Origin of the sequence: Brevibacillus sp. JNUCC-41, from assembly GCF_014844095.1 — a bacterium.
In the GTDB taxonomy this organism is placed as follows: Bacteria; Bacillota; Bacilli; order Bacillales; family DSM-1321; genus Peribacillus; species Peribacillus aracenensis.
In genome coordinates this window covers 2,155,357-2,177,746 of record NZ_CP062163.1, presented here as the reverse complement: position 1 = coordinate 2,177,746, position 22,390 = coordinate 2,155,357, and the positions used below count along the sequence as shown (strand labels likewise).

The window sequence follows — 22,390 nt, the reverse complement described above, 5'->3', positions numbered from 1 at the left end:
TAATTCCTCCATGTCTTTACTTTGTAGCATTTATTAAGTTTCTTTGATAATTAGCAATCTGTGTATATTCGTTTTCCAATACCCTTGATAGGTTAATGAAAATCGGCAGTAGTTGCCTATATTCTTTTACAGAATCATCTTTCGGTGTGTGCTTGTGGGTATTGCCTATCATTTCAGAAACTACTTCGAAGGAATCAATTTCCCCGGTGGCATATAACCCCAATATACAAGCACCCAGGCACGAACTTTCGTAGCTTTCTGGAACCACGACTTCCGATTCGAAAATATCGGACATCATTTGCCGCCAAACAGCCGACCTTGCGAAGCCACCCGTAGCTTGAATTCGGGTAACGGGACCGTCCATACATTCGGTTAAGGCTAAAAATACTGTATATAAATTGTAAATGACCCCTTCTAGAGCCGCTCGAATCATATGTTCTTTCTTATGCGAGAGTGTTAATCCGAAAAATGATCCCCGTACATCCGGATTCCATAATGGTGCACGTTCACCTGCGAGATATGGATGGAATAACAATCCATCTGCGCCTGGCCTTACACGTTCGGCAATCTTGGTCAAGACTTCATAAGCATCGATGCCAAGCCTTTTAGCCGTTTCTACCTCGGAGGAAGCAAATTCATCGCGAATCCAGCGAAGGACCATCCCGCCATTGTTTACCGGCCCGCCAATCACCCAATGCTTTTCCGTTAATGCATAGCAAAAGATTCTTCCTTTTTCGTCAGTTTTCGGCTCGTCTATAATCGTCCGAATCGCACCGCTTGTCCCAATCGTGACAGCGATTTCACCTTTCCGGATAGCGTTCACACCTAGATTTGAAAGGACTCCATCACTTGCCCCAATGACAAAGGGGGTTTGTGGATCAATCCCGATCTGTTTGGCTAAATCCGGGTCACAGTTGTTAAAGACCTTTGTTGTTGGTACGAGCTCAGATAATTGCCCACGCGTTATTCCGGCAATTCTTAAGGCTTCCTCATCCCAATCCAAGTTTTTGAGATTCATCATGCCCATCGATGAAGCAAGAGAATAATCGACAACATATTGATCAAAGAACTTTTTAAAGATATATTCTTTAATCCCGATATACTTTTTAACATGGGTTGCGATATCTGGGCGGTCATTCACGATCCAGGCGATTTTGGATAATGGAGACATCGGGTGTATCGGCGTTCCGGTCCGTTTGTAAACTTCATGCCCATCTAATTCATCTTTTATTTTATGGGCCCAAGCTTCACTGCGATTATCTGCCCAAGTGATACAACGTGTCAGCGGCTGGTCATTTTCATCCATGGCTATAACACTATGCATCGCACTGCTAAATGAAATAAATGATATCTGTTTATCTGGATGCTGCTTCGTTATATTTGTAAAGGCTTTCAAAACGGCCTGGAAAATCTCTTCAGGGTCTTGTTCCGCTGTTGTCATATCCGGTGTATAAAGAGGATAACCAATATTCTCCTGCTCGATGACATCGCCTTTTTTCGTGAATAATACCGCTTTTGTACTTGTTGTACCGATGTCTACACCTAACATATAGCTAGTCATTTTCTTGTTCGACTCCTTTTGAAAGCATCTGTTGGGCCGTCCATAAGTCTTCAACTTTCTCTTGAACATCATCAAAGTTTTCATGTAGCGACTTAATCATGAGGTCCCGATCTTTTGTCCTGATTGCATCAATATAAAGTTGATGGTTATTTATGATCCGTGTAAAGTCTTCATACTTTTCTTTAAAACGACTGCGCATGGATAGAAGAATCAAACTTTCCATTACAGGTTTTAAATTATCCCAAATCATCAGGATGTAGGAATGATCGATGGACCGAATGATCGTTTCGTGGAATAGGACATCCTGATAGGAAAACTCATCAGCATCTCGGTATTTTATGGAAATTTTCATCATTTCCAGTATTTTACTAAGTTCCATCACTAATTCATTCGTTTCCATCCTTACTAGCCGTTCGAATACAAACGTTTCGATGAGTATACGCACATCATAAATTTCTGCATATTTTTTTTCTGTTAAACCAATGACAACCGCACCCATTCTTTCCAATCGGATGATATTTTCAGAGGCCAATATTTTTAACGCTTCACGAACTGGTGAGCGGCTTACACCGAAATCGGCAGCTATTTTATTTTCAGATAGGATGGCACCGCTTTCAATCATCCCCGAAATAATGCGCATTCTAAGCTCGGATGTTACACGATCACCTGCTGAGGCTTTTGAAAGCCATTTTACAGGATATAGAAACTCCTTTGATTCAGCCATAAATTCACCTTCCAATAGAGTTCAAGTACACTTGTATACAAGTATTTTATAATAATAATAATGAATAATGCAAGCATTTTGAATGTAACCGGATTCTCGTTACTATAAGTCAAAATGATATAAGGTTCTGGTGAAAATAATGAAACGGATTAACCTGCTCCGTTAGTTCCACAAGAAAAAGCTGTCTTAAAGACAGCTCCGATCTTCAGCTAATGCACCTGTTAGTTCAACAAGAATCTATCAACGATTTATTTTACCACTCAAAATCCATATAAATTTCTGAAAGAAGTCTTTCTTCGATTGTTCCATATTTAAAAAGAGCCTCAGAAGTTTCAAACTCTTGAGTATAGGCACCTCTGACTCGTGTAAGATAATATGCACCTGGATTTTGGCTTATCCAATATTCTTCATTTTGATATATAAATGAGTATTCTTCCCCGATTGCTATACCTTCTTGGAACTCAATAAACTCTTTTAAAGTCACCTTCCCACCACCTGTGAGCTTTTATAAGATTTATAATTAAACTAACCCGCCCCTATAGTTGCATAAAGAAAAAGCTCCCTTAAAGACAGCTCCGATCTTCAGCCTGTCAGTTCTATAAGGAAAGTGAACCTTATTCAAGAATCGCGCTCGATTACTGAAGAACGAATATAAAAACTTGGTACAAATGGCCATGTCATTTATTAATGATACGGTTCACCGCACCTATTCAAGTGACTTTTTTAAAACTGTCAGCCTTTTAATTTTACACTTCTACTTTAAATCGACGCTGCTGAGGAAGCAGCTGCTTGATCAGCCTTCACACAATCAATTGCAACAACGAGTGCAATAATAATGGTTTCCATCTCTTCATCTATTATTTCAACCTTGTAGCTATCACCCCAAGTGAACCACTCCTTGCCCACTTCACCTACGATTTTACCATGCTGTAAAACTCGAAAATCCATATCCCACCAATTACCATGTACTTCAATGCCTGCCGCATCAATTGTATATCGTGCTTTAAAGAAGGAAAATTCCTTCTTTATTGTTAATACCTCTCGACCATTCACCTCAACCAAAAACTTTGGTAAAAAGCTGAACACCTTTTTCGTAATGAGTGCTACTTCATCCCTTGCTGTATTCATAATGGAGAAAGTCTTTGGAACTTGCATAAAACTTCCCTCCACGTAATATATATCCTTCTCCTGCTGATCCTTTACTGTAAATTTCCCGCTAAGACTGAACACCTTCTGCTTTATATAAAGCTGCCTCATACTTATGCCTCCCAACCTTAAGTCTTTTACATTACTTACGTTTGAAATGGACCTTGGTTCCAATCTTATGCATTAAATTCCAAATAATAGTTCCACTCAAAAGCGCCTTCTTTTCGGTTCACCACTATTTATCCTTAACTAATTTACCTTTTGTAAAGTCAGCAATTCTTCCCTCGCAATCTGGTCCAATTGTTGAACAACTCTTTATGTGCTCTTGAACTATCCTGACCCTTTAATTCCATAAGAAAAAGCTGCCCCGGATCCGTTCTTGAAACATAACCCTCCCATCACTAAAAAGATTTTTTTGTGTTTAAAAACTAAACGATTTAAGGTTGATTGGAGCGCAAGTGTGAGACTCCTGCGGGAGCAGCGGGACAAGTGAGACCCCACAGGCGTTTACGCCGAGGAGGCTCACCGCCCGCCCCGCGGAAAGCGAGCATCTGGAGGGAGAAATCAACCACACTGCTTTACTTGGTAAATAGCAACAAAGTATGCGAAATCAGCCTATAAAAAAGTAATTCCCTTTTTTATTTAATTCTTTACTCTTCTCCAATAACTCCTTATTAGGAAGTTGCAAAACTTCCAATTTGTTCACTTTTTCTATAAAAGCTTGTATTTCATTAATATCTGTAATGACCTTTGAAGTTGACTCTGAAGATACCCCGTCCTCATCAACACCTTGCACTAATAAAGTTGTATATTCATCTTCATGTGCTTCTCCCCTCAATAAATTAAGGTCAAGTCTTAGATACAATGGGAGAGCTTATTAAGAGGTTATTTTACAGACAAAAAATACGGACAAAACCTGTAACGACATGAATTGCTTTATTTCATTTTTCTTCCTAAAATATCCGCAAATACTCCGATTACAGCCGATTATCCATGATTAAATGGCTTGATTATAATGTAAGCACCAAATGATAACGCTTCCCTTCACTATCTCGGCCTTTTCCTTGTGAATGTCCTCTCTTCCCTTGAATCTGAATCTCAGCATGTTACGATAAAATGGCTGAAAAATACGAACGGAAATACGAACGATGAACTTTTAGGAGGGCATAATGTTGAAAGATAAAACTGTGGCATTTTTAGGAGCCGGTTCGATGGCAGAGTCGATGATTTCAGGAATTGTGCAGATGGGGAGCATACCATCAGAGAGAATTTATGTGACAAATCGCCGGAATCAATTACGACTCAAGGAAATGAATCACGTGTATGGAGTTCAGGCGGTCCATCAGGATGCATTGCCATATGAAGAAATTGATTTCTTTATTTTGGCAATGAAGCCCCAGGGAGCAGCAGATGCTCTCGATGCATTGAAAGATAAAATAAAAGTGGATCAAGTTGTAATTTCTGTTTTAGCGGGCATTTCAACTGAATTCATGGAAAGTCATCTACAGCTTGGACAGCAGGTTGTGCGGTTGATGCCAAATACGTCGAGCATGATCCAGGAGTCGGCAACTGCGTTATGTCCGGGAAGACATACAGCGATGGACAATGTGATAGCAGTGAAGGAATTGTTTGGCTGTTTGGGAAAAGTGTTCTTAATTGAAGAAGAGCAAATGGATATTTTTACAGGAATTGCAGGAAGCGGACCTGCTTACTTCTATTATTTAATGGAACATATGGAAAATGCCGGCGTTAAAAAGGGTATGGATGAAGCGATGGTCCGTGAGATTGTCGCCCAAACGATTTTAGGGGCAGCCAAGATGATTATGGTGAACGACGAGGCACCGGCAAGTCTAAGAGAGAAAGTCACTTCACCAAATGGAACGACAGCATCCGGACTTGAGGCTTTACGGAAAAATAATGGCGGCAGAGCCATTTCACAGGCGATTCATCATGCAGCGAAACGTTCGAAAGAGCTGAATGAAGAGATGTCAGTAGCGTACAGGAAATCGGCTATTCCCCGAGAGTATTGTGGCACTTCAGTACCATAAGAGGAAGGTGTCCAAGTTAACTATTACCATGGATCCTCCTTAGTAAATATATGTATCAAAAGATATGGTTATAAAATGATAATCCTATCAAATAGTTAGAATAAATAAAAACGTAAGAAAAACGGAGGACAACATGAAGAGAATCCTTAAGATCGCTAGTGCTTTTATCGGAATCCTTATCGGAGCAGGGTACGCCTCAGGACAAGAGACCATGCTTTATTTTGTAAGCTTCGGGAAATTGGGCACAATTGGAGCTATCATTTCAGTCGTTATTTTTGCATACCTTGGAATGATTCTGATGAAGCTTGGCAGTCGTACACAAACAGATTCGCATCAGGAAGCAATTTATAAGATTTGTGGTCGCTTTCTCGGCGGTATCATTGATTATGTTCTGAACGCCATCCTACTAGGTATCGGAATTGTCATGATTGCGGGGTCAGGCTCAATCTTTAATCAGCAATTCGGATTACCTTCTTTTATAGGCACCATTCTTATGACTGTTCTTGTTATGATAACAGTTATGCTGAAAGTTGACCGTGTGATTAAGGTAATTGCATCCGTCACACCATTTCTGATTATTGTCGTACTTTTCTTATTTATTTATAGTATGTTAACAATGAATTCATCGTTTACGTCACTTGAACCACATGCACTGGAACAAAATTCAGCTGCGGGACATTGGCTTATATCTGCAATAAACTATATTTCAATAACCATAGCAATGGGGGCTTCCATGACACTTGTTATGGGTGGAAATGAACCTGATGAAAGGATATCATCCATTGGAGGACTTATCGGAGGGGCTGCTTTAGGTCTACTTGTTATGATTAGTAACCTTACTATTTTCTCACATATTCATACTGTATCGCACTTAGATATGCCAATGCTGGGAATCGCCAACAGTGTTTCACCTCTCTTAGGTATTCTGTACTCTCTCGTTCTGTTCGCTATGATTTTCAACTCGGCAGTCAGCATGTTCTACTCATTTGGAACACGCTTTTCAAATCCGCATACCACAAAATTTAAAGTAATCATCATTTCATCACTGTTGATAGGATTTATAGCAAGCTTCTTTGGCTTCACTAAACTTGTTTCCTCTCTCTATCCAATCTTTGGCTATATGGGAATTGTTCTTATTATCGTTCTCATCATTACTCCATTCCGAATGAGTCGATTAACGAAAGAAAATTAAATGGAATAACTATAAGCTCTCTAGTAAATGATATTCTAATTTATCTGTATGTTCTTCTTACACAGCTATTATTTTTGGATGTGGCCTCATATAAATAATAGGATAATCCTTTTCGTCATATTTCTCTTGAGTTGTATAACCAGCTTTCTTCATTAATTGAAAAATTGGGCATCTATTCCCTTTTTATTTCCACGAGCATCAAGCCTTTGCCATTTATTAAGTGAATAACGATTATTGCTAATGAAGCATACAAGAAAAAGGATTGCAGTAAGGTGCGGGGATACTTCCTCATTTAGAGTTTTTATTAATGTCAATATAAAACTATCCAATATATACATTCCTTTCGAAAAATAAACTACTGAACTTTGCCTCACCACCCGGAATATTTAACCATTTGTTTAACCAACCTTTCTACTAATGAGTAGAAAGGTTTTTTTTGAGGAAAAAACTTTCCTTTTCCCTGTATACTTCGGACAAACTAACATACTAAGAGCTGATGCCAGCATTAATTTAGGTTCTTACCTTAACAATATGAAGACAGTTTATGAAGATAATTTACTAATTCAATAAAAGCAATATTAGGAACATATTTTTCGTCATAAAGTTGCATATAAAAATGATACCAATCAAAATGGATTGGTACTGGATAACCCAGTTTGCCTAAATGTTTTACTATGCCATCTAAATAGAGTAATTCTGGTTCTTCCTTATTTGCTACTTTGCTCAATTCTTCAACCACAATTCATATATGTGGCAAAAGTTCAAATGGATCCGAACATTCCGGGACATTTGTAAACTCACTTTCTTCAAGCAATTCCCCACAGTAAAACTTTCTAATATCTGAAATAATTTCTTTATTATCAATAGTAACACCGCACTCGTAATTGTTATTGCTCCCGAAACTAAAATTAGCAGAGCCAATAAATCCTCGATGATAAAAATGCATTTATTTTACCTTTCAACAAAGAAAAAAGCCCCCCACACTGTGGGGGAGCTTTCAACTTTAAAGATATACACATGTTAGGTGAGCACTCATTTAAGAATCCTTGCTAAACCCCTCTATTAAGGGATTTAGCGGATCATGCCGCCCATTCATTAAGATAAATAATAATAAAAAATAGGTTTTAATAAAAAGGCTGTTTCTGTTTCCGTTTCCGTTTCCGCTTACTTTGTTGCTATTTACCAAATAGTGCGGTGTGGTTGATTTCCCCTCCAGATGCTCGCTTTCCGCGGGGCGGGCGGTGAGCCTCCTCGGCGTAAACGCCTGTGGGGTCTCACCTGTCCCGCTGCTCCCGCAGGAGTCTCGCACTTCCGCTCCAATCAACTTAAATCGTTTCATTTTAAAAACAACAATCTTTACAAAAAGAGCCAATAAAAAAGAGAAAAAGGCTTTGAGCAAAATTATGAGCATTTTCATAATCAGGGTAAGGAACTTTTCCTTAACCTGATCCATATTAAAAGCTTTTTGTAAGGACTTAACTAAAATATGTCCATGAAACTATAATAGCTCCATTATGTTGATCGAGTATCGAGTGCACGACTTATACTCAATACATTTACTCTTTAATAAATTCACTTCCTTTTATCGGATTTACATTCCCAAGCTGAAAAACAGATGGTCCATACCAAGGGCTGTTCTGGGCATTGCTGTCTCTCCACCAAAAGCAAACTTCACCATTTATTAATTTGCATACTACCACAAATACACCTGAATGAGTTTCGAATAATATAGGAATTCCCATAACACCTCTAGCGAATATCTCAGATTTATACCATTCCCCCCCCGGGGGTTGCCAATAGTGTGTCAAAGCAGAACCAGAGCGAACGACAAGCTCTAAAATACCAAATTTTCCTTTTATCGGAAGCGAAATGGAATAATTATTTGGATTGTCTTCATGCCATGGATATTCCTTGTTTGTATATAGTTCTGAATCATGACCCTTTTCAAAATGTTGGATTAATTTCCTGACAGGGTCAGCTTTGTCTCGAATAATGGGATGACATAGATAACCGCTATTTTTAGTATGGTAGTATATCATTTCTTCCAATGTAAAGTAAGGGCGATAACGTATCATCTCTGAGTCCAGGGGGTTTGGATATTTTTTTTGCCTGAATCCAAGTTCCTTGGCCATGTTTACAAAGATAATCTCATCCATCCCCCAGGAAGTGGTTTCCATTAAAGCTTTTCTTAACTTTCCCATCCTTTCTGGTTCAAGTAATGCTTTAACAATAGGTCTCGAAATTACCTGTCCAACATTGAAAACTCCATACAAAGGATTAATATTAAATAATTTCTTCCATCTATTAACGTCTTTCTTAAGTTCCCTTCCAATATACCAATCTTTACTTGGAATCCTAAAGTCCACTCCCATGTAATCCGTATCTTTCATTTCATTTTGAATAAATTCTTCATATCCTTTTTTGATAAACAAAGCATCTGAGTCAATATTAATAAAATATTCATACTGAGTCCCTAATTGCTCCAACCATTCCATCGTTTCAAGAAAATAAATGGCAGTATGCCCATACTTTAATTTACGACTGGAGGGGCAAACGGGAACACCTAGACCTTCACAAAGCGTCCTATCAGATCCCCCGTTGTATAAGACGATTGCACTGTTAGGGCAAAAAGAACGGACATTTTTAATTAGTTGCTCGACTAACTCTCTCTTTTCATGAACAAGGATGGCAAAACAAATTTTGCTTTTAGGTGATGTCATATATGCATTTTCATTGCTGTTTAAAACCTCAATATTATTAATTTGTATCTTTTCTATATTATTCTTTCGTTCAGAAATAAGATTGGTCATTTCCTTCCTATTTCCACTTGCGCGTTTATAACGGTTGAGAAGTTCTAGATTCGCTTTACCGTTTGGATTTGTTCCGTAGTTTGAAACAGGATGCCATACATGGTAAATTTCTCCTGTAACATTCGCTAATTTACCACAAAGTGTCTGGACAGAAAGTGAAAAAGCATCATCTTCGCCTCCCCAGCCACTAAACCGTTCATCAAAACCTCCGACTGCCTCAAAGTTCACTTTGGGTATGACAATAAGTTTTCCCGCAAAACCTGTGTAAATCCAATTTGCTTTGGTACATTCTTCAGATTTAACATCAAAAGGCCACGTTGGTTCTGTTTGAATCAGTCTTTCTGTTCCTGACCTTTCAATGTCATAAATTTCAGTAAAAGGAACTACCCATGCTGATTCATTAAGTACCTCTATAGCTTTAACAATAAGTTTAGGGTCATAAACGATATCCGCATCAGCTATTACAAAAATTTCCCTTGTTGCTTTTTTAGCTGCTAAGTTTACAGCCTTGGATTTATTAATTTTATCGTTATCGATTATACCCAAGCATAATTCAGCTTCGGGCATGATACGTTCATAATACTGTTTAATCCATTTAAATGCTTCCGCTCTTGGGCCATTGTCTGTTTGGAAAGGTATGATTATTGAAACCTTTTCTAACAAAATTCTACTCACCTACCTTGTTATTAATAAAAAGGTCCATCCAAATGCTGATGATACTATACGTAATTTGAAGCAAGTTTGACACAGCTTTAAATCAAACCTTTCTAAATCGTTTACTATCCACCATTAAATCCCTAGGTATAGTTGGAAATAATATTAAATCAAAATTCCTATATATAAATTTTTTTTATTCACATAATTGATTGATTTGCCCCTTTCAAATCAACTATCGTTCGCATTTTATAATGTAATGTACTGATTCATGCTTTCAGATGGGTTTAGAGTATCTGAGTGTGGGCGGGGCAATTTCTGATTTGGAGAGATGTAATGTGAAACTTGGTATCATGTGCGGAATCCCATTAAGTGGTAAATCAACATATGCTAAAGTTCTACAGAGCGACGGATGGGTACGTGTATCTATTGATGACCTCAGGCTTTCCTTACATGGTCAAATTTATAAAGCAGAGGCTGAACCACAAGTGTGGAAAACAGCTGAACTTATGGTCAGGTCGTTGCTAAAAAGTGGTCATAAAGTAATTGTAGATACCACAAACAGAACAAGAAAGCGTCGTAAACAATGGAGACGTGTGGCTAAAGAATTTGGGCTTACGTTAGAAATTTACCAAGTGGATACAGATTATGAAATATGTAAAGCAAGGAACAAAGATCTAATGCGACTACCTCAAGATGTATTAAAACAAATTCATAAAGAATACCAAAAACCGACATCGGATGAGGGAACTATTATTATGGTAAATTAGGAATCGTATTCAATATAAATGAGGTGATAATTCCTCGAGCCTACTTAATATTCTTATAAAAACGACGGTGTATAGGGGGAATGTAAGTGGAAAAGTATATTTGTTTTGATGTCGGCGGGACAAAAGTAAAACACGGGCTCTTATTAGAGAACGGAACCATTCTTTCACAAGGCAGTTACAGTACCCCGTGTACAAATCTAGATAAATTTATAATAAAAATGGTAGAAACAATTAATATGTACTTAAGAAATAATCATGTGTTGGGTGTAGCTATAAGTTTACCAGGCTTTATTAACCCGAATACAGGTTACTCAGAACAAGGTGGTGCTGTTACCGCGTTGATTAATCAGAACTTAAAGAATTTATTAGAAGCAAAAGTTCCTCTAAGGGTTGAAATTGAAAATGATGGAAACTGTGCTGCTATAGCAGAAAAAACAAGCGGTAATGCCCAAAATTGCACCGATTTTATATGTGTCACAATTGGCACTGGAATAGGAGGGGGGATTTTTGTTGACGGTAAACTTTTACATGGTCATAGATTTAGAGGCGGTGAATTTGGTTTTATGATTACTCAAGCAAATGGGAAAAATTTCGGTGATATATGGCACTCCACAGGTTCAACTTCTGCCTTAATTAGGAGCTATAAAAAACTTAAGGGAATAAGTGAATATGAAAATGTTAAAGGGGAGACCGTTTTTTCAGAGGCTGCTAAAAGTAAATCGGTAAAAAAACTTATTGACGGATGGGCTAGAAATATTAGTTATGGAATTTTCAACCTAGCAGCAACTTTAAACCCACAAAAAATTTTAATTAGTGGCGGAGTATCCTCCCAACAGGACTTGTTATCTACTATAAAAAAACAACTAGACGATCTCCCTTGGTGGAATGATATTAAGATTCCTGTTGAACTATGTAAATATCGAAATGACGCAGGAATGATTGGGGCCATGTATCATTTTATTCAAAAACAAAGATTATAAAAACTTATTATTTAAGTTACGGTTCACCTTAGTTTATAGAGTTATAGAAGAATACAATATGAGTCGTTACCAATGGGGACTAAAGAAAATGGCCCCGGTACAATACCGGGACCACCTATTAGCCGTTAAGGAACTTTTTACTGTCCGAAAAATGGGGCATAGTTCAGATTACCAGCGTTTTTTTTTATTTCGACATTGCTAGCTGCCTTGTAAAATAACCTCAATACACCATTCAAAACGTTCGATGCATCCGCCTGCGAACATCTCTGATTTTAGCATCATAATCAATGGATATTTCGCTGGATCTGCTTGATTATAAAGTGCAATCATATCGTCTAAGTCCGTGCTTTCCTCTTCTACTCGACTTCCCCGTTCAAATGAATATCAATTCCCCAAGCCATACTGCGTTTTCACTCATACCACCGTTTTTCAAATATTTCAGTAAGCATTCATTGATTTTTAAAGAGTTTTGACCATATGGAGAAATAGTCATTGCAAGCATTCTAGGCATACTTTAAAAAAGAGCCTCTCCAAATGTATCTTCTCTTCCACATTTGTTACTATTTCATTTATTTGCTCTTGCACTTTCTTAATACCCTGTTTTGTTTCAGTTGAGTATTTGTTTTTGCCATTCCCCATCATTCCTATTCATAATAATTCTTGTTTCTTTATTAAAGGTTGGACTGGCACAAAGGTTGATAGGCATTTAATGGTTTTTAACTATAGAGTCGTAATTCACATGAAATATATTACAACTTTCCTTCTACAAAATTAAACAAAAAGCAACAATATTAAACAATGAAAACAGTTGATTATCAATATACAGTTTATAGGAATTATAGTGGAATAAAATCTAGTACTTTCGCACTCCTTAATTACTAGATCTTTTGAGTAGCACAGTACTTTTTAAACAGGAAAAACAACCTAAAATTTGTTCTTCTAAAATAAAGTATTAATAAAATTTTTGTTGAGTGGATTTTTAACTGCCCCTGATTTTACGACAAGATATTAAGTACATTCAATTTACAATAAGCTTGTATTAAAATTTCTAGCATTTTGGGGGTGCAGTTTTTGACAAAACAGAAAAAGCAGAAATGGAAAAGGAATTTAGTGGTGATGACTGCCATAACCGGACTGGTGTTCTCTATATTTTATCCAGGCCTAAGTATTCCGGTTGCAGCGGTCGAACAGCCTGACCAGCCGATTCCTAAGGAAGAATCGGTATCAATTGTCCAACTTGTAGTGCCAAATGATAAGGCAAAGGAGAAGCTTCTTGAGCTTGGAATTGACCTTACCCACAGAATCGAAGCACACGACGGAGTCTATGAAGTGGATGCCGTTGTCACACCAACAGAAATTGCCATGTTAAAGACCTTTGGCATCAATGTAAAAGAGACCCTGATCACCAAAAACCAATGGGACACACGCGTGGCAGAGCGGCAATCTACTGTCCAGCTGCAAGCCAGTCTGGCAGCTTCCGAGGATACACTTAAAGTCCTTAGGGCAAACCATTTTACCAATCAATCAGGCACCTTCCTATATCTCGAAGTGAAATCAAGCGCCGGTGCGACTGCTAGCACAGCACTTAAAGCAACTTGGACCGAGAACGGTGAGGAAAAATCTGCTACACTTTCCAGATTGGTAGATTACGGTGAATATTTATATCACTATTTGCTTTTACCAGTTAGCGCCATTCCTTCATCTGTTAAAATTGAAAGTAATCTTGGAGGAACAGCTACGAGCACAATTACTGAATGGTTAGGGAAAGAGCCGAAACATCCAAAAACAGATTATGTTACCGATTTTGTTGATCACTATATGGCACCAAATGAATTATATGAACGTGCCGAAAAACTTGCAAAAGAATTCCCGAACTTGGTAGAAATCATTGATATGCCAAATAAAACAAATGGTTACAGACGTCTTGCCCAAGCAACTATCGGCGGCACGACCAATCTCGCAGTTGTTGTTTCCTCAAAAGCATGGGGGCATGAGGGCGGGAATGATGTATCGGTAGAATTCAAGAATCCGGGAACCAATAATTCACCACTAAAAGTGACTGTGGATGGTACAAAGATTTTAGTAGATTTAGCTACTGATTCGTCAGGAAAGGCAACAAGTACTGCCGCACAAGTGGTGAAAGCACTGAATGAGAATGCTAGCCAACTTGTCACTGCGACTACATACCGCGGTAATTCTGGTGCCGGTGTTGTCGCACCAACTACAAATGCTGCGATATTAACTGACGGCTTGAAAGCTGGGGCAGACGTTTCCCGAGATCCTTTTACAGTAAAAGCGATCCGAATCGGCAAGCATCGTGATGGTTCTAAACCAGGTGTTCTTGGATATGCTCAGGAGCATGCCCGTGAATGGGTGACCCCGCTCGTAACAATCGAAACGGCGGAAAGACTACTGCGAAACTATAGTCAAGATAGTGAGACAAGAAAGCTTGTCGATAATCTTGATATATTCCTTGTACCTTCAGTAAACCCTGATGGTGCCAATTACAGCTTAAATGATTACAATATGCAGCGTAAGAATATGACCAATCACTGTGGTCCCACTGCCTCTGATCCTGGGTACCGTAATAATTGGGGAGTTGACCTTAACCGCAACCATTCTGTTGGTTCCGTTTTTGATGGCTATATTGGCGGAGGTACAAGTTGTACGGGAGACACTTACGCTGGACCAGCTGAAAACTCTGAGCCTGAAGGAAGAAACCTTGTCTGGCTTGCTGATAAAAACCCAAATATTAAGTTTGCGATGAATATTCATAGTTATGGCGGCTACTTCATGTGGTCCCCTGGTGCTTACGATTCAAAACGTACAACACTGCCACGCCCATCAGCTGGTGAAGAAGCGTTTTACTGGGCAGCTTCTGATAACATCTTAAATGATATTCAAGACCACCGCGGAACGGTCATTCTACCTAGCCGTACAGGTCCAATTCCTGACGTACTATACTCTGCTGCAGGTAACTCTGCGGACTACCTATGGTATGAAAAGGGGATTTATGCCTGGAACTTCGAAGTAGGGGCAGATTTATGGAATAAGGATACAAAAAGATGGCAGGCAGTTGGATTCCAGCCAGCCTTTGTAGAAGGCCATGAAGAAGCAATGGAATTTGCCAATGGGTTGATTGGCTTAATTAAAGTAGCCTACAACAGTGCAAAAGACCATCAGCCGCCTTCCTCAAAAGCTACACCTGGAAACGGTAAATACACAGGTCCGGTTGATGTTAAGATTGAAACAAGTGAGCCAGCCACCATTTATTATACGCTTGACGGCAGCCGCCCAACCTTCCAATCAGCTAAAATTAAATTAAGCGGCACCCGTGAATTTGCAGAAACATTAAAAATTGAAAAGACTACAACCATTAATTATTTCACTGTGGACGCCGCAGGAAACATTGAGAAAAACTACAATCCACTTGGTAATGGGAAAAACTATAATTCTGTAACGCTTACAATAAAATGACGGTTTGCAAGGGGTTGGCCTTACGGGGCCAACTCTTTTTTCATTGGTACCTTTGAACTGATAGACTTTCTATTATTTTTGGATACAAAATAACCAGAATCGTGTTATCGTTAATATTTCCTTTTGCGTCACTAAATCTTGGCCAGTAGTTGAAGCCCTCGCCTAACTAATTAACAATATATATCATCCTCTGTCCATAAGTCTTAAATCTTTTATACTATAAATAACAGACTAACTTTTAGACATAAAACAAGAATAAATAAACAAATAATTGTCATATTGAATATAGTAACCATTATTTATTATAGTACGGTTAAGCTACGCATTCCGCCTTTCGTTGAATATATATAAGCAACAGCAAAAAACCCCTATCTATGTGATAGGGATTTTAAGTTTGTTTTTTTGATTTAGCAAATCCAAATCCAATCGATCCATCATTTTGCAAAACAAGAGCAGTATCAGAAGGCTTCTTTTCTTTTGCCTTCGGTTTCATCCCTTTAAAGTATCCGGAAGTTCCGGTCCAAGAAAGTTAGAGCTTAAGAATTGTGTTACTGCAAAAGTAATGCCAGTTACTAAAATTGCAGTCTACTTAGATGGGATAATATCACTCAGTTAAGAATCTATATGCCTTTTTTTAACAAATACAGTACTTGCACCAGAACCCTTTTCACTAATTATTTCTATACTATAAAAGATGACATGCTGTAATTCTAAAAAATGAATTTCGCATTAGAACCAATTATTAGTTTGTAATAATATCACCGTCTTCATCATCATTTGGATTGTCATAATTATACAAGTCCTTTTCTAAAAGTATAACTTTATCCTTCTTATTCCAATCTACTTTATAACCTAATGCCTTTGCCGTTTTTATAACAGATAAATAAGAATTTTTATTTGTCTTATATGTCTTTAATTCCCTTGAGTAAATAACACCTAGACCAAGTAATAATTTTTCTGATTGAATGTATGGTTTTCCATCTATTATCTTCATCTGATTAGCTTGGTAAGGGTAAACATAACCGTTTACTTTAAGGGTGAAAGGTCCTTTTTTCTCCTCCTACCGAGCGTCATTGCACTTACTCGGGTTGGACTTTCGACAACTAGCAATTAACGGCTTGCTGGGCACGAAGGAAGCAAAGAGACGGTTCTTGTGCTTCACCAGCAAGTGGATGAAGCAGTAGAACCGTCCCCGTGCATCCTATCCTAAATTAATTTTCGTAGATAACCTTATCGTTCACAATTGTCTTAAGTACTTTGATTTCTTTAATTTTTATAGGGTCAACTGTTAACGGATTTTCTTCCAGAACAACAAAGTCCGCAAATTTTCCTTTTTCGATTGAGCCTTTTTCATTTTCCTCGAAGTTTTGCCATGCTGCATCACTTGTTACTGCGCGAAGTGCCTCTAATGGTGTAATTCTTTGCTCCGGACCAATTACTTTTCCGCTTCTTGAAATCCGGTTAACAGCAGACCATACTGCCTGCAGCGGGTCCATTGGAGTAATGTGAGAATCAAGATGAATGCTAAATTTAATACCACGATCAATGGAAGATTTAAGAGGGCTCATCATAGCTGCACGTTCAGGCCCCATGAATATATCTCTGTGCTGATCGCCCCAAAAGAAGGTATGGGAAACAAAATATGATGGTGTAACACCCAGTTTCTTCATTTCATCCAATTGATCTAATCTAGCCATTTGAGCATGCTCAATACGATGACGGGCATCCTTACGCGGATACTCCTCCTGGGCAGTACGGAAGGCGTAAAGAATATCATCAATCGCTGCGTCTCCGTTACCATGAATCGCAATTTGGTATCCAGCCTTATGCAAATCCACTACTCGCTTCGTTAAGTCCTCACGACTTGTCGCCGGATATCCCCGATAATTTGGATCATCTCCCGGAGGCACGTGGTACGGTTTACTTAAATAGCCGGTGTACCCTTGAATAGATCCATCATGAGACAGCTTCACCGGTCCAAGCTTCAGCATATCACTGCCGAAACCTGTTACAATACCACCTAATTCACCAGAGGTTATAGCGCCACCAAACCCGGCACCCATGGCTGTAATCCTTAACGGCAGCAAACCTTGCTTCTGATATCTTTGTAAATCAATAAGACCCTGTTTATTTGCACCAGCTATAATTGAGGTCGTTACACCTTTTGAGATATAATCCTGGACAGCCTTTTTAAACGCTGCAAGATTTTCCTCTTCTGTAACAACAGGAATATGCTTGCTTACAAGACCTATAGCAGATTCCTCTAATACCCCAGTCGGTTCTCCTGTCTTAGGATCTCTTACGATTACTCCACCAGGTGGATCGGGAGTATCTTTTGTAATTCCTGCCATTTTAAGTGCAACACTATTAGCTACTGCTAAATGTCCTGAAGTATGTCCGATATAGATTGGATGCTCCGTTGATACCTTATCCAGATTTTCACGTGTCGGGTGACGTCCTTCCGCTAAAAGTGTCTGATCATACCCTCGCCCGAGTATCCATTCACCTTCGTGGGTTTCCATAGTTCGATCTTTCAAGGCAATGATCAGATCATCAATATTTTTAATAGGACCTACCGGAGGACTATTTAAATTAACTTGAACAGTCCCGTCCATTCCGGAGCTCGGAAAATGACTGTGGGCATCATAGAATCCCGGCAATAACACTTTATTCATTAAATTAACGACTTTCGTGTGCCGTCCCTTTAACTTACCAATTTCCTTATTTGAACCAACGGCAATGATTTTTCCGTCCTTGACTGCTACGGCTTCGGCAATGGTAGCACCTTTGTCCATGGTGATAACTTTTCCGTTAAAGTAAACAGTGTCAGGTGCAAGAGAATCAAGATGGTCTGGAAGTGTACCTGAAGAAAAGCCTACTAATGCAAGCACAAAAACTAGGGAGAAGATAAACAAATTTCTTTTACTTAAAAAATTCCTTTTCAAGAAAAAACCCCTTTTCTGATTTAAGATCCTATCCATAACACCTCTTGTTTTTGCCATATACACCGAAGATTTTCTAAGAAATATTTCATTTAAACAACTTGAAAGAGCCCCCCTCCTAAATGCTGTTGAAAAAGATTCATAAACATCGTGATGTCCGTACCAATTATAAATGTATTATACTAAATATTCTGAATTTTATATAGGGATTAATTAAAAATAGGTTATTTTATCTAAAAACCATTAGGATGATCCAATTGTTGAACAAAAATCAAATAGCACTGTTGAACTAACCTGACTTTAGCTCCATAAGAAAAAGAGTAGCAACGATATCCCTAAAATACTAACTATGCTTGCAAAAAAGTTGAACCTTTCGATGTCTGAAGCTTCCCTAAAATCTATGCGATATTATTAAGAAGAGGACAAAGAAAACGATCAAGTTATTCCTTATCAACTTCCCGAAACAGCTTCAAAATTGGCGATTGATTCTGTTACTTTGGCCCAACAAGGTTAGATAACTTTCCTAGTTATGTTGGGTTTAGGAAATTCCAGATAGTTATTACCCTGGAATTATATAACAAGAGGGCATTCCTTTTAAAAGGGGTGTTTTTTACTTCTTGGGATTTTCTCTTTGTCTCTACCATAGCCCTGTCCTCCTTGGCTTGCTTGTAGTCTTGTTGTGCTGTCCGAGCGTGATAGGTTGCTACTCGCGATGATTTACTGCTTTCAGTACTATCGTAGGTTGGCCCTCATTCACCCTTTTATTACATACGAGTAAAGAATCGCTCCCTTTAACGGAACAACTCTATTACCACTCAAAAATTCCCTTGATCCATTTTTGAATTTCAGATGTACTTTATCTTTTGGACATAAAAACACCCCTTTAGAGGTTAGTATCCAAAGGGGTAAAACGGTGCAACTTTATTATAAACATCGTGACTTTATTTCAATGCCACATCATTTTCCCTTTAATTCAGCTAAATAGTGCCTTACGGCACTTTCAACTAGTTCATAAACCGTCCTATCATGAATGATTGCTTGTATTTTTAGTTCCTTCATAAGTTCAACATCCATATCGAATGAAGAACGTTTTCTTATAACGCTGGTTCGTTCCATGGTTGGTGCTGATTGTTCGTTCGCTTGTTTGACCTGTTCTTTACCACGTTTTATGCCAACGTTAAAACGTTGGTTGGTATCGTTAATAGGTTCTTTATTTACATTAGTTGAAACGTCCGCCATTGCCTTTCCTGCTGTTGCAAAGTCATAAATAAGCTGCTCTTTTACCGTTTCCTCGTCACCTTCACCAACGAAATACCAGCCTTTTTCGTCTGCATTTCTAGACTCATAACCGGCTTTATTCAATGCTTTTCTTAGTAATTTTTCTGAAAGATGAACATCAGCCCTTTTGGCAATATTCGCTGGTGTATCAGTTTTAATTAACTCCAAGATTTTACCGATTTTCATTTAGTACGCTCACGGGAAAACCAATACTTTGTTTTGATATTTCGATAGGTCCCAATGTCTTTGATCAGCTCGGCAATAAGATCATAACCGCAATATGTGTGCCTCAGTGTGCTAAATTCATCCAATGTGACATAATCATCACTCTTTAATTCAACGTGACACTCTCCACAACAAATCCCCATATCCAACACCTCCAAAAAGTATATTGATATATTCGTCGAAACTTGGTGGTCATCCTTCTTTCGTACAAAAAACAGGTCTATTGACGGTCCTTTAATGTTTGTTAGTATTCCAAAATTTTCTAGATTTAATTATAAAAAACCTTAATAAATAAAGGAGAGTACATATTAGCCATGTATAATATGTACTCCCCTTTTTCTTGACTCATAATATACAAGGAGTGAGTTTAATCATCATATTACGCTCCTTTATCCAGAAAGGTTGCCTTACGTAATGCTATTAAAGGAGTAATCCATTAAGAAGAGACACGAATAGCAGACTTATTCCTTTTTATAGGAATAGACATTTCTTTTCATAAAATAGAAAAGAAAATTGATACTTACTACAGATGATAATCACAATAAAGTGAGGCAGCATTTCTGCTGCCTCTATTTGTAGTGAAGGAAAAGACAGAGGCTCTATTCCTTCTTGCAATGATCCTGCCTAGGCAGCTTTTAATCCTTCCTCTAAACGATTTAATTTAGAGGAAGCTTATTCATTTGACACTATCGAAGGCTATTTAGCCGGATTACTTTGGAAAAGTCTCTTTTACTAACGATTACTTTCCCCTTTATGTTTTACCGCATGTAACGAATGGTCTTCTAGAGGGATCAATACGCCATCTTCTATAAGATAAACACGATCACAGTACTCCAGCATACGCTCATCATGCGTTACCATAATGGCAGCTTTTTTCCGTGCTTTGACTTCTTTTGAAATCAATTTTACCACTTCATGTGCTCGATTAGAATCAAGGCTAGCTGTTGGCTCATCTGCAAGAATGATTTTAGAATCATTCATAAATGCACGGGCAATGGCAGCACGTTGGCGTTCTCCTCCAGATAATTCATTAGGAAACTTATTTAACTTAGAACTTAAGCCTAATTCCGTAAGTAACTCTTTTGCAAATGCTTTGTCTGCAGCACGTAAAGCTCCAGCCATTTTTTTAACAACTAGCAGTTGATCAAGAACTGTTAAGTAAGGAATTAAGTTTGACGTTTGCAAAATAAAGCCTATTTCATTTAAACGAACTTGGGAAAGTTGTTTCTCTGATAGGTTGGCAATATTAACACCGTCAATTATGACTTTCCCTTTTGAAGCTTGTAAAAGCGCTCCAGCAATGGATAAAAAGGTACTTTTTCCAGAACCAGAAGGTCCAATAATTGCTACAAATTGCCCTGGTTCGACAGTTATGGAGACATTATTGAGAGCAATGACTTGACTGTCTCCTTCTTTATATATTTTTGATACATTCTCTAATTGAAGTCCAGCCATTATTCTACCCTCCCAAGTGCAGTAAGTGGATCGATTTTTGTTATTTTCCGAACGGAAATGAGCGAACTAAGCACACTGATTAATAAAAGCAGAACACCATAAATGACAACAAGTTTTACATCTAAATTAAATGGCATGCCTTCCGGAAGAATCAAAGCTGTTCCATAGGTTAAAGCAATTCCTACTAAAATACCAATTAAAGACAATAAGAATACTTGTGATACAATGGCGTTTGCAATAAAGCTATTACTTGCGCCAATGGCTTTCATCACACCAAATTGGTTTGTTTTTTGTATCGTTAATACGTAGAAGAATACAGCAATCACAAAAGTCGATATAACGATCAAGAATACAAGCATCATCATAATGGTCCCATTTTCAGCTGTATACCCTGGCATTCCTTGTATAGCTTTATTTTTGGATACCGTTTCGATACCTTTTATTTCTTTGTCTAATGTTTCAGTATTTACATCTGGACCTTGCAGAACAAATGCATTGACTGCATCTTCCATTCCATTATTAGAACCAGGAGCGGAAAATTTATATAAACGCCATTTATCCATCGTTGTAAACAAAGCAGGTAAATGATTATATGTTTCGTTTTCAACAAAACCGATGATTTTTAGTTTTTCCATTGAGCCATCTAAAGCCAGGCTATCCCCAATTTTGTAGCCTTGATCTTTTAATCCATCATTAGCTAGAACACCTAATTGGTTACCTTGATCTAACTGTTTACCTTCGATCACTTTCGGTTCCAAAAAAGTTCCTGGATTAATCCCTAAAATCGCTATATCCGTTTTGTCTTCATTTCCAGATCCATCTTCATTTAAAATGGCTCCCATCGCAGAACCGAATGGAGAAACCTCTTCTACATTAGATTGTTTTTCGATATCAGATATTAGTGACTCTGATAGTAAAGACTTGCTGAATGTGGAACCCGAACCTTTTTCATACACTACATAATCAGCATCCATATTTTTTATAGATGCTGCACTTAACGTTGATAGTCCATTACCCAAACCAGAAAGAATAAACACAAGCCAAGCTATTAAAACGATGATCAGGCCAATCATCGTGAAGCGAAGTTTTCCTTTCTTTAACTCCTTTAAAGCTAAAAACATATCCGAA

The 22,390-nt window shown here is 38.1% G+C and carries 20 protein-coding genes and 1 pseudogene; 6 read left to right on the top strand and 15 right to left on the bottom strand.

Annotation, left to right across the window (positions count from 1 at the left end):
• Positions 1 to 16 precede the first annotated feature (16 nt).
• From gntK to JNUCC41_RS10800, 5 genes are all read right to left on the bottom strand, one after another.
• The gene (gene gntK, locus JNUCC41_RS10820; protein ID WP_192207582.1) at positions 17 to 1,561 is read right to left on the bottom strand and encodes a gluconokinase; all 1,545 of its coding nucleotides are present in this window, start codon (positions 1,559 to 1,561) and stop codon (positions 17 to 19) included.
• Positions 1,554 to 2,285: a GntR family transcriptional regulator gene (locus JNUCC41_RS10815; protein WP_192207581.1), complete on the bottom strand. Its 732-nt coding sequence runs from the start codon at positions 2,283 to 2,285 to the stop codon at positions 1,554 to 1,556. The genes gntK and JNUCC41_RS10815 overlap by 8 nt, the downstream gene beginning before the upstream one ends.
• Before the next feature lie 253 nt (positions 2,286 to 2,538).
• On the bottom strand, positions 2,539 to 2,769 hold the full coding sequence (locus JNUCC41_RS10810; RefSeq protein WP_192207580.1) for a hypothetical protein: 231 nt from the start codon (positions 2,767 to 2,769) through the stop codon (positions 2,539 to 2,541).
• Between the two features lie 275 nt (positions 2,770 to 3,044).
• Complete coding sequence (locus JNUCC41_RS10805; RefSeq protein WP_192207579.1) at positions 3,045 to 3,542, bottom strand: LURP-one-related/scramblase family protein; 498 nt, start codon at positions 3,540 to 3,542, stop codon at positions 3,045 to 3,047.
• Between the two features lie 499 nt (positions 3,543 to 4,041).
• Positions 4,042 to 4,296, bottom strand: coding sequence for a hypothetical protein (locus tag JNUCC41_RS10800; RefSeq protein WP_192207578.1), 255 nt, complete (start codon positions 4,294 to 4,296; stop codon positions 4,042 to 4,044).
• Positions 4,297 to 4,600: 304 nt separating this feature from the next.
• Between JNUCC41_RS10800 and proC the strand changes: the two genes are divergently transcribed.
• Both proC and JNUCC41_RS10790 read left to right on the top strand, forming a co-directional pair.
• A complete protein-coding gene (gene proC / locus JNUCC41_RS10795) occupies positions 4,601 to 5,479 on the top strand; it encodes a pyrroline-5-carboxylate reductase (protein ID WP_192207577.1) in 879 nt (292 codons plus the stop codon).
• Between the two features lie 133 nt (positions 5,480 to 5,612).
• Positions 5,613 to 6,671, top strand: coding sequence for a YkvI family membrane protein (locus JNUCC41_RS10790; protein ID WP_192207576.1), 1,059 nt, complete (start codon positions 5,613 to 5,615; stop codon positions 6,669 to 6,671).
• Between the two features lie 523 nt (positions 6,672 to 7,194).
• Here the strand turns inward: JNUCC41_RS10790 and JNUCC41_RS10785 are convergent.
• From JNUCC41_RS10785 to JNUCC41_RS10775, 3 genes are all read right to left on the bottom strand, one after another.
• Positions 7,195 to 7,398: a hypothetical protein gene (locus JNUCC41_RS10785; RefSeq protein ID WP_192207575.1), complete on the bottom strand. Its 204-nt coding sequence runs from the start codon at positions 7,396 to 7,398 to the stop codon at positions 7,195 to 7,197.
• A gap of 309 nt (positions 7,399 to 7,707) precedes the next feature.
• Complete coding sequence (locus tag JNUCC41_RS10780; RefSeq protein ID WP_192208361.1) at positions 7,708 to 8,124, bottom strand: hypothetical protein; 417 nt, start codon at positions 8,122 to 8,124, stop codon at positions 7,708 to 7,710.
• A 103-nt stretch (positions 8,125 to 8,227) separates the two neighbouring features.
• Positions 8,228 to 10,144: a glycosyltransferase family 2 protein gene (locus JNUCC41_RS10775; RefSeq protein WP_192207574.1), complete on the bottom strand. Its 1,917-nt coding sequence runs from the start codon at positions 10,142 to 10,144 to the stop codon at positions 8,228 to 8,230.
• A gap of 329 nt (positions 10,145 to 10,473) precedes the next feature.
• On the opposite strand from JNUCC41_RS10775, the gene JNUCC41_RS10770 reads away from it, so the two are divergent.
• The 4 genes from JNUCC41_RS10770 (at position 10,474) to JNUCC41_RS10760 (ending at position 15,362) form a co-directional block, all read left to right on the top strand.
• Complete coding sequence (locus JNUCC41_RS10770) at positions 10,474 to 10,905, top strand: AAA family ATPase (protein ID WP_192207573.1); 432 nt, start codon at positions 10,474 to 10,476, stop codon at positions 10,903 to 10,905.
• Between the two features lie 86 nt (positions 10,906 to 10,991).
• On the top strand, positions 10,992 to 11,885 hold the full coding sequence (locus JNUCC41_RS10765) for an ROK family protein (protein WP_192207572.1): 894 nt from the start codon (positions 10,992 to 10,994) through the stop codon (positions 11,883 to 11,885).
• Entirely contained in the window at positions 11,845 to 12,087 is a 243-nt protein-coding gene (locus JNUCC41_RS27255) for an IS3 family transposase (RefSeq protein ID WP_353618324.1), read from the top strand. Before JNUCC41_RS10765 ends, JNUCC41_RS27255 begins: the two co-directional genes overlap by 41 nt.
• An 869-nt stretch (positions 12,088 to 12,956) precedes the next feature.
• Positions 12,957 to 15,362, top strand: a complete 2,406-nt coding sequence (locus tag JNUCC41_RS10760) for a M14 family metallopeptidase (protein WP_192207571.1) — start codon at positions 12,957 to 12,959, stop codon at positions 15,360 to 15,362.
• Positions 15,363 to 15,860: 498 nt separating this feature from the next.
• On the opposite strand, the pseudogene JNUCC41_RS10755 reads toward JNUCC41_RS10760, so the two are convergent.
• The 7 genes and pseudogenes from JNUCC41_RS10755 to JNUCC41_RS10725 form a co-directional block, all read right to left on the bottom strand.
• Positions 15,861 to 15,944, bottom strand: a pseudogene (locus JNUCC41_RS10755) (L-lactate permease); the annotation flags it as partial.
• A 160-nt stretch (positions 15,945 to 16,104) separates the two neighbouring features.
• Positions 16,105 to 16,356, bottom strand: a complete 252-nt coding sequence (locus JNUCC41_RS10750; RefSeq protein WP_192207570.1) for a stalk domain-containing protein — start codon at positions 16,354 to 16,356, stop codon at positions 16,105 to 16,107.
• Between the two features lie 217 nt (positions 16,357 to 16,573).
• Positions 16,574 to 18,307, bottom strand: a complete 1,734-nt coding sequence (locus tag JNUCC41_RS10745; RefSeq protein WP_192207569.1) for an amidohydrolase — start codon at positions 18,305 to 18,307, stop codon at positions 16,574 to 16,576.
• A gap of 954 nt (positions 18,308 to 19,261) precedes the next feature.
• Positions 19,262 to 19,768, bottom strand: coding sequence for a hypothetical protein (locus tag JNUCC41_RS10740; RefSeq protein ID WP_192207568.1), 507 nt, complete (start codon positions 19,766 to 19,768; stop codon positions 19,262 to 19,264).
• The gene (locus JNUCC41_RS10735; RefSeq protein WP_034306238.1) at positions 19,765 to 19,950 is read right to left on the bottom strand and encodes a hypothetical protein; all 186 of its coding nucleotides are present in this window, start codon (positions 19,948 to 19,950) and stop codon (positions 19,765 to 19,767) included. The genes JNUCC41_RS10740 and JNUCC41_RS10735 overlap by 4 nt, the downstream gene beginning before the upstream one ends.
• A 589-nt stretch (positions 19,951 to 20,539) precedes the next feature.
• Positions 20,540 to 21,262 (bottom strand): ABC transporter ATP-binding protein, encoded by a 723-nt coding sequence (locus JNUCC41_RS10730; RefSeq protein ID WP_192207567.1) that lies wholly within the window; start codon positions 21,260 to 21,262, stop codon positions 20,540 to 20,542.
• A complete protein-coding gene (locus tag JNUCC41_RS10725) occupies positions 21,262 to 22,383 on the bottom strand; it encodes an ABC transporter permease (RefSeq protein WP_192207566.1) in 1,122 nt (373 codons plus the stop codon). Before JNUCC41_RS10725 ends, JNUCC41_RS10730 begins: the two co-directional genes overlap by 1 nt.
• Positions 22,384 to 22,390: the final 7 nt, after the last annotated feature.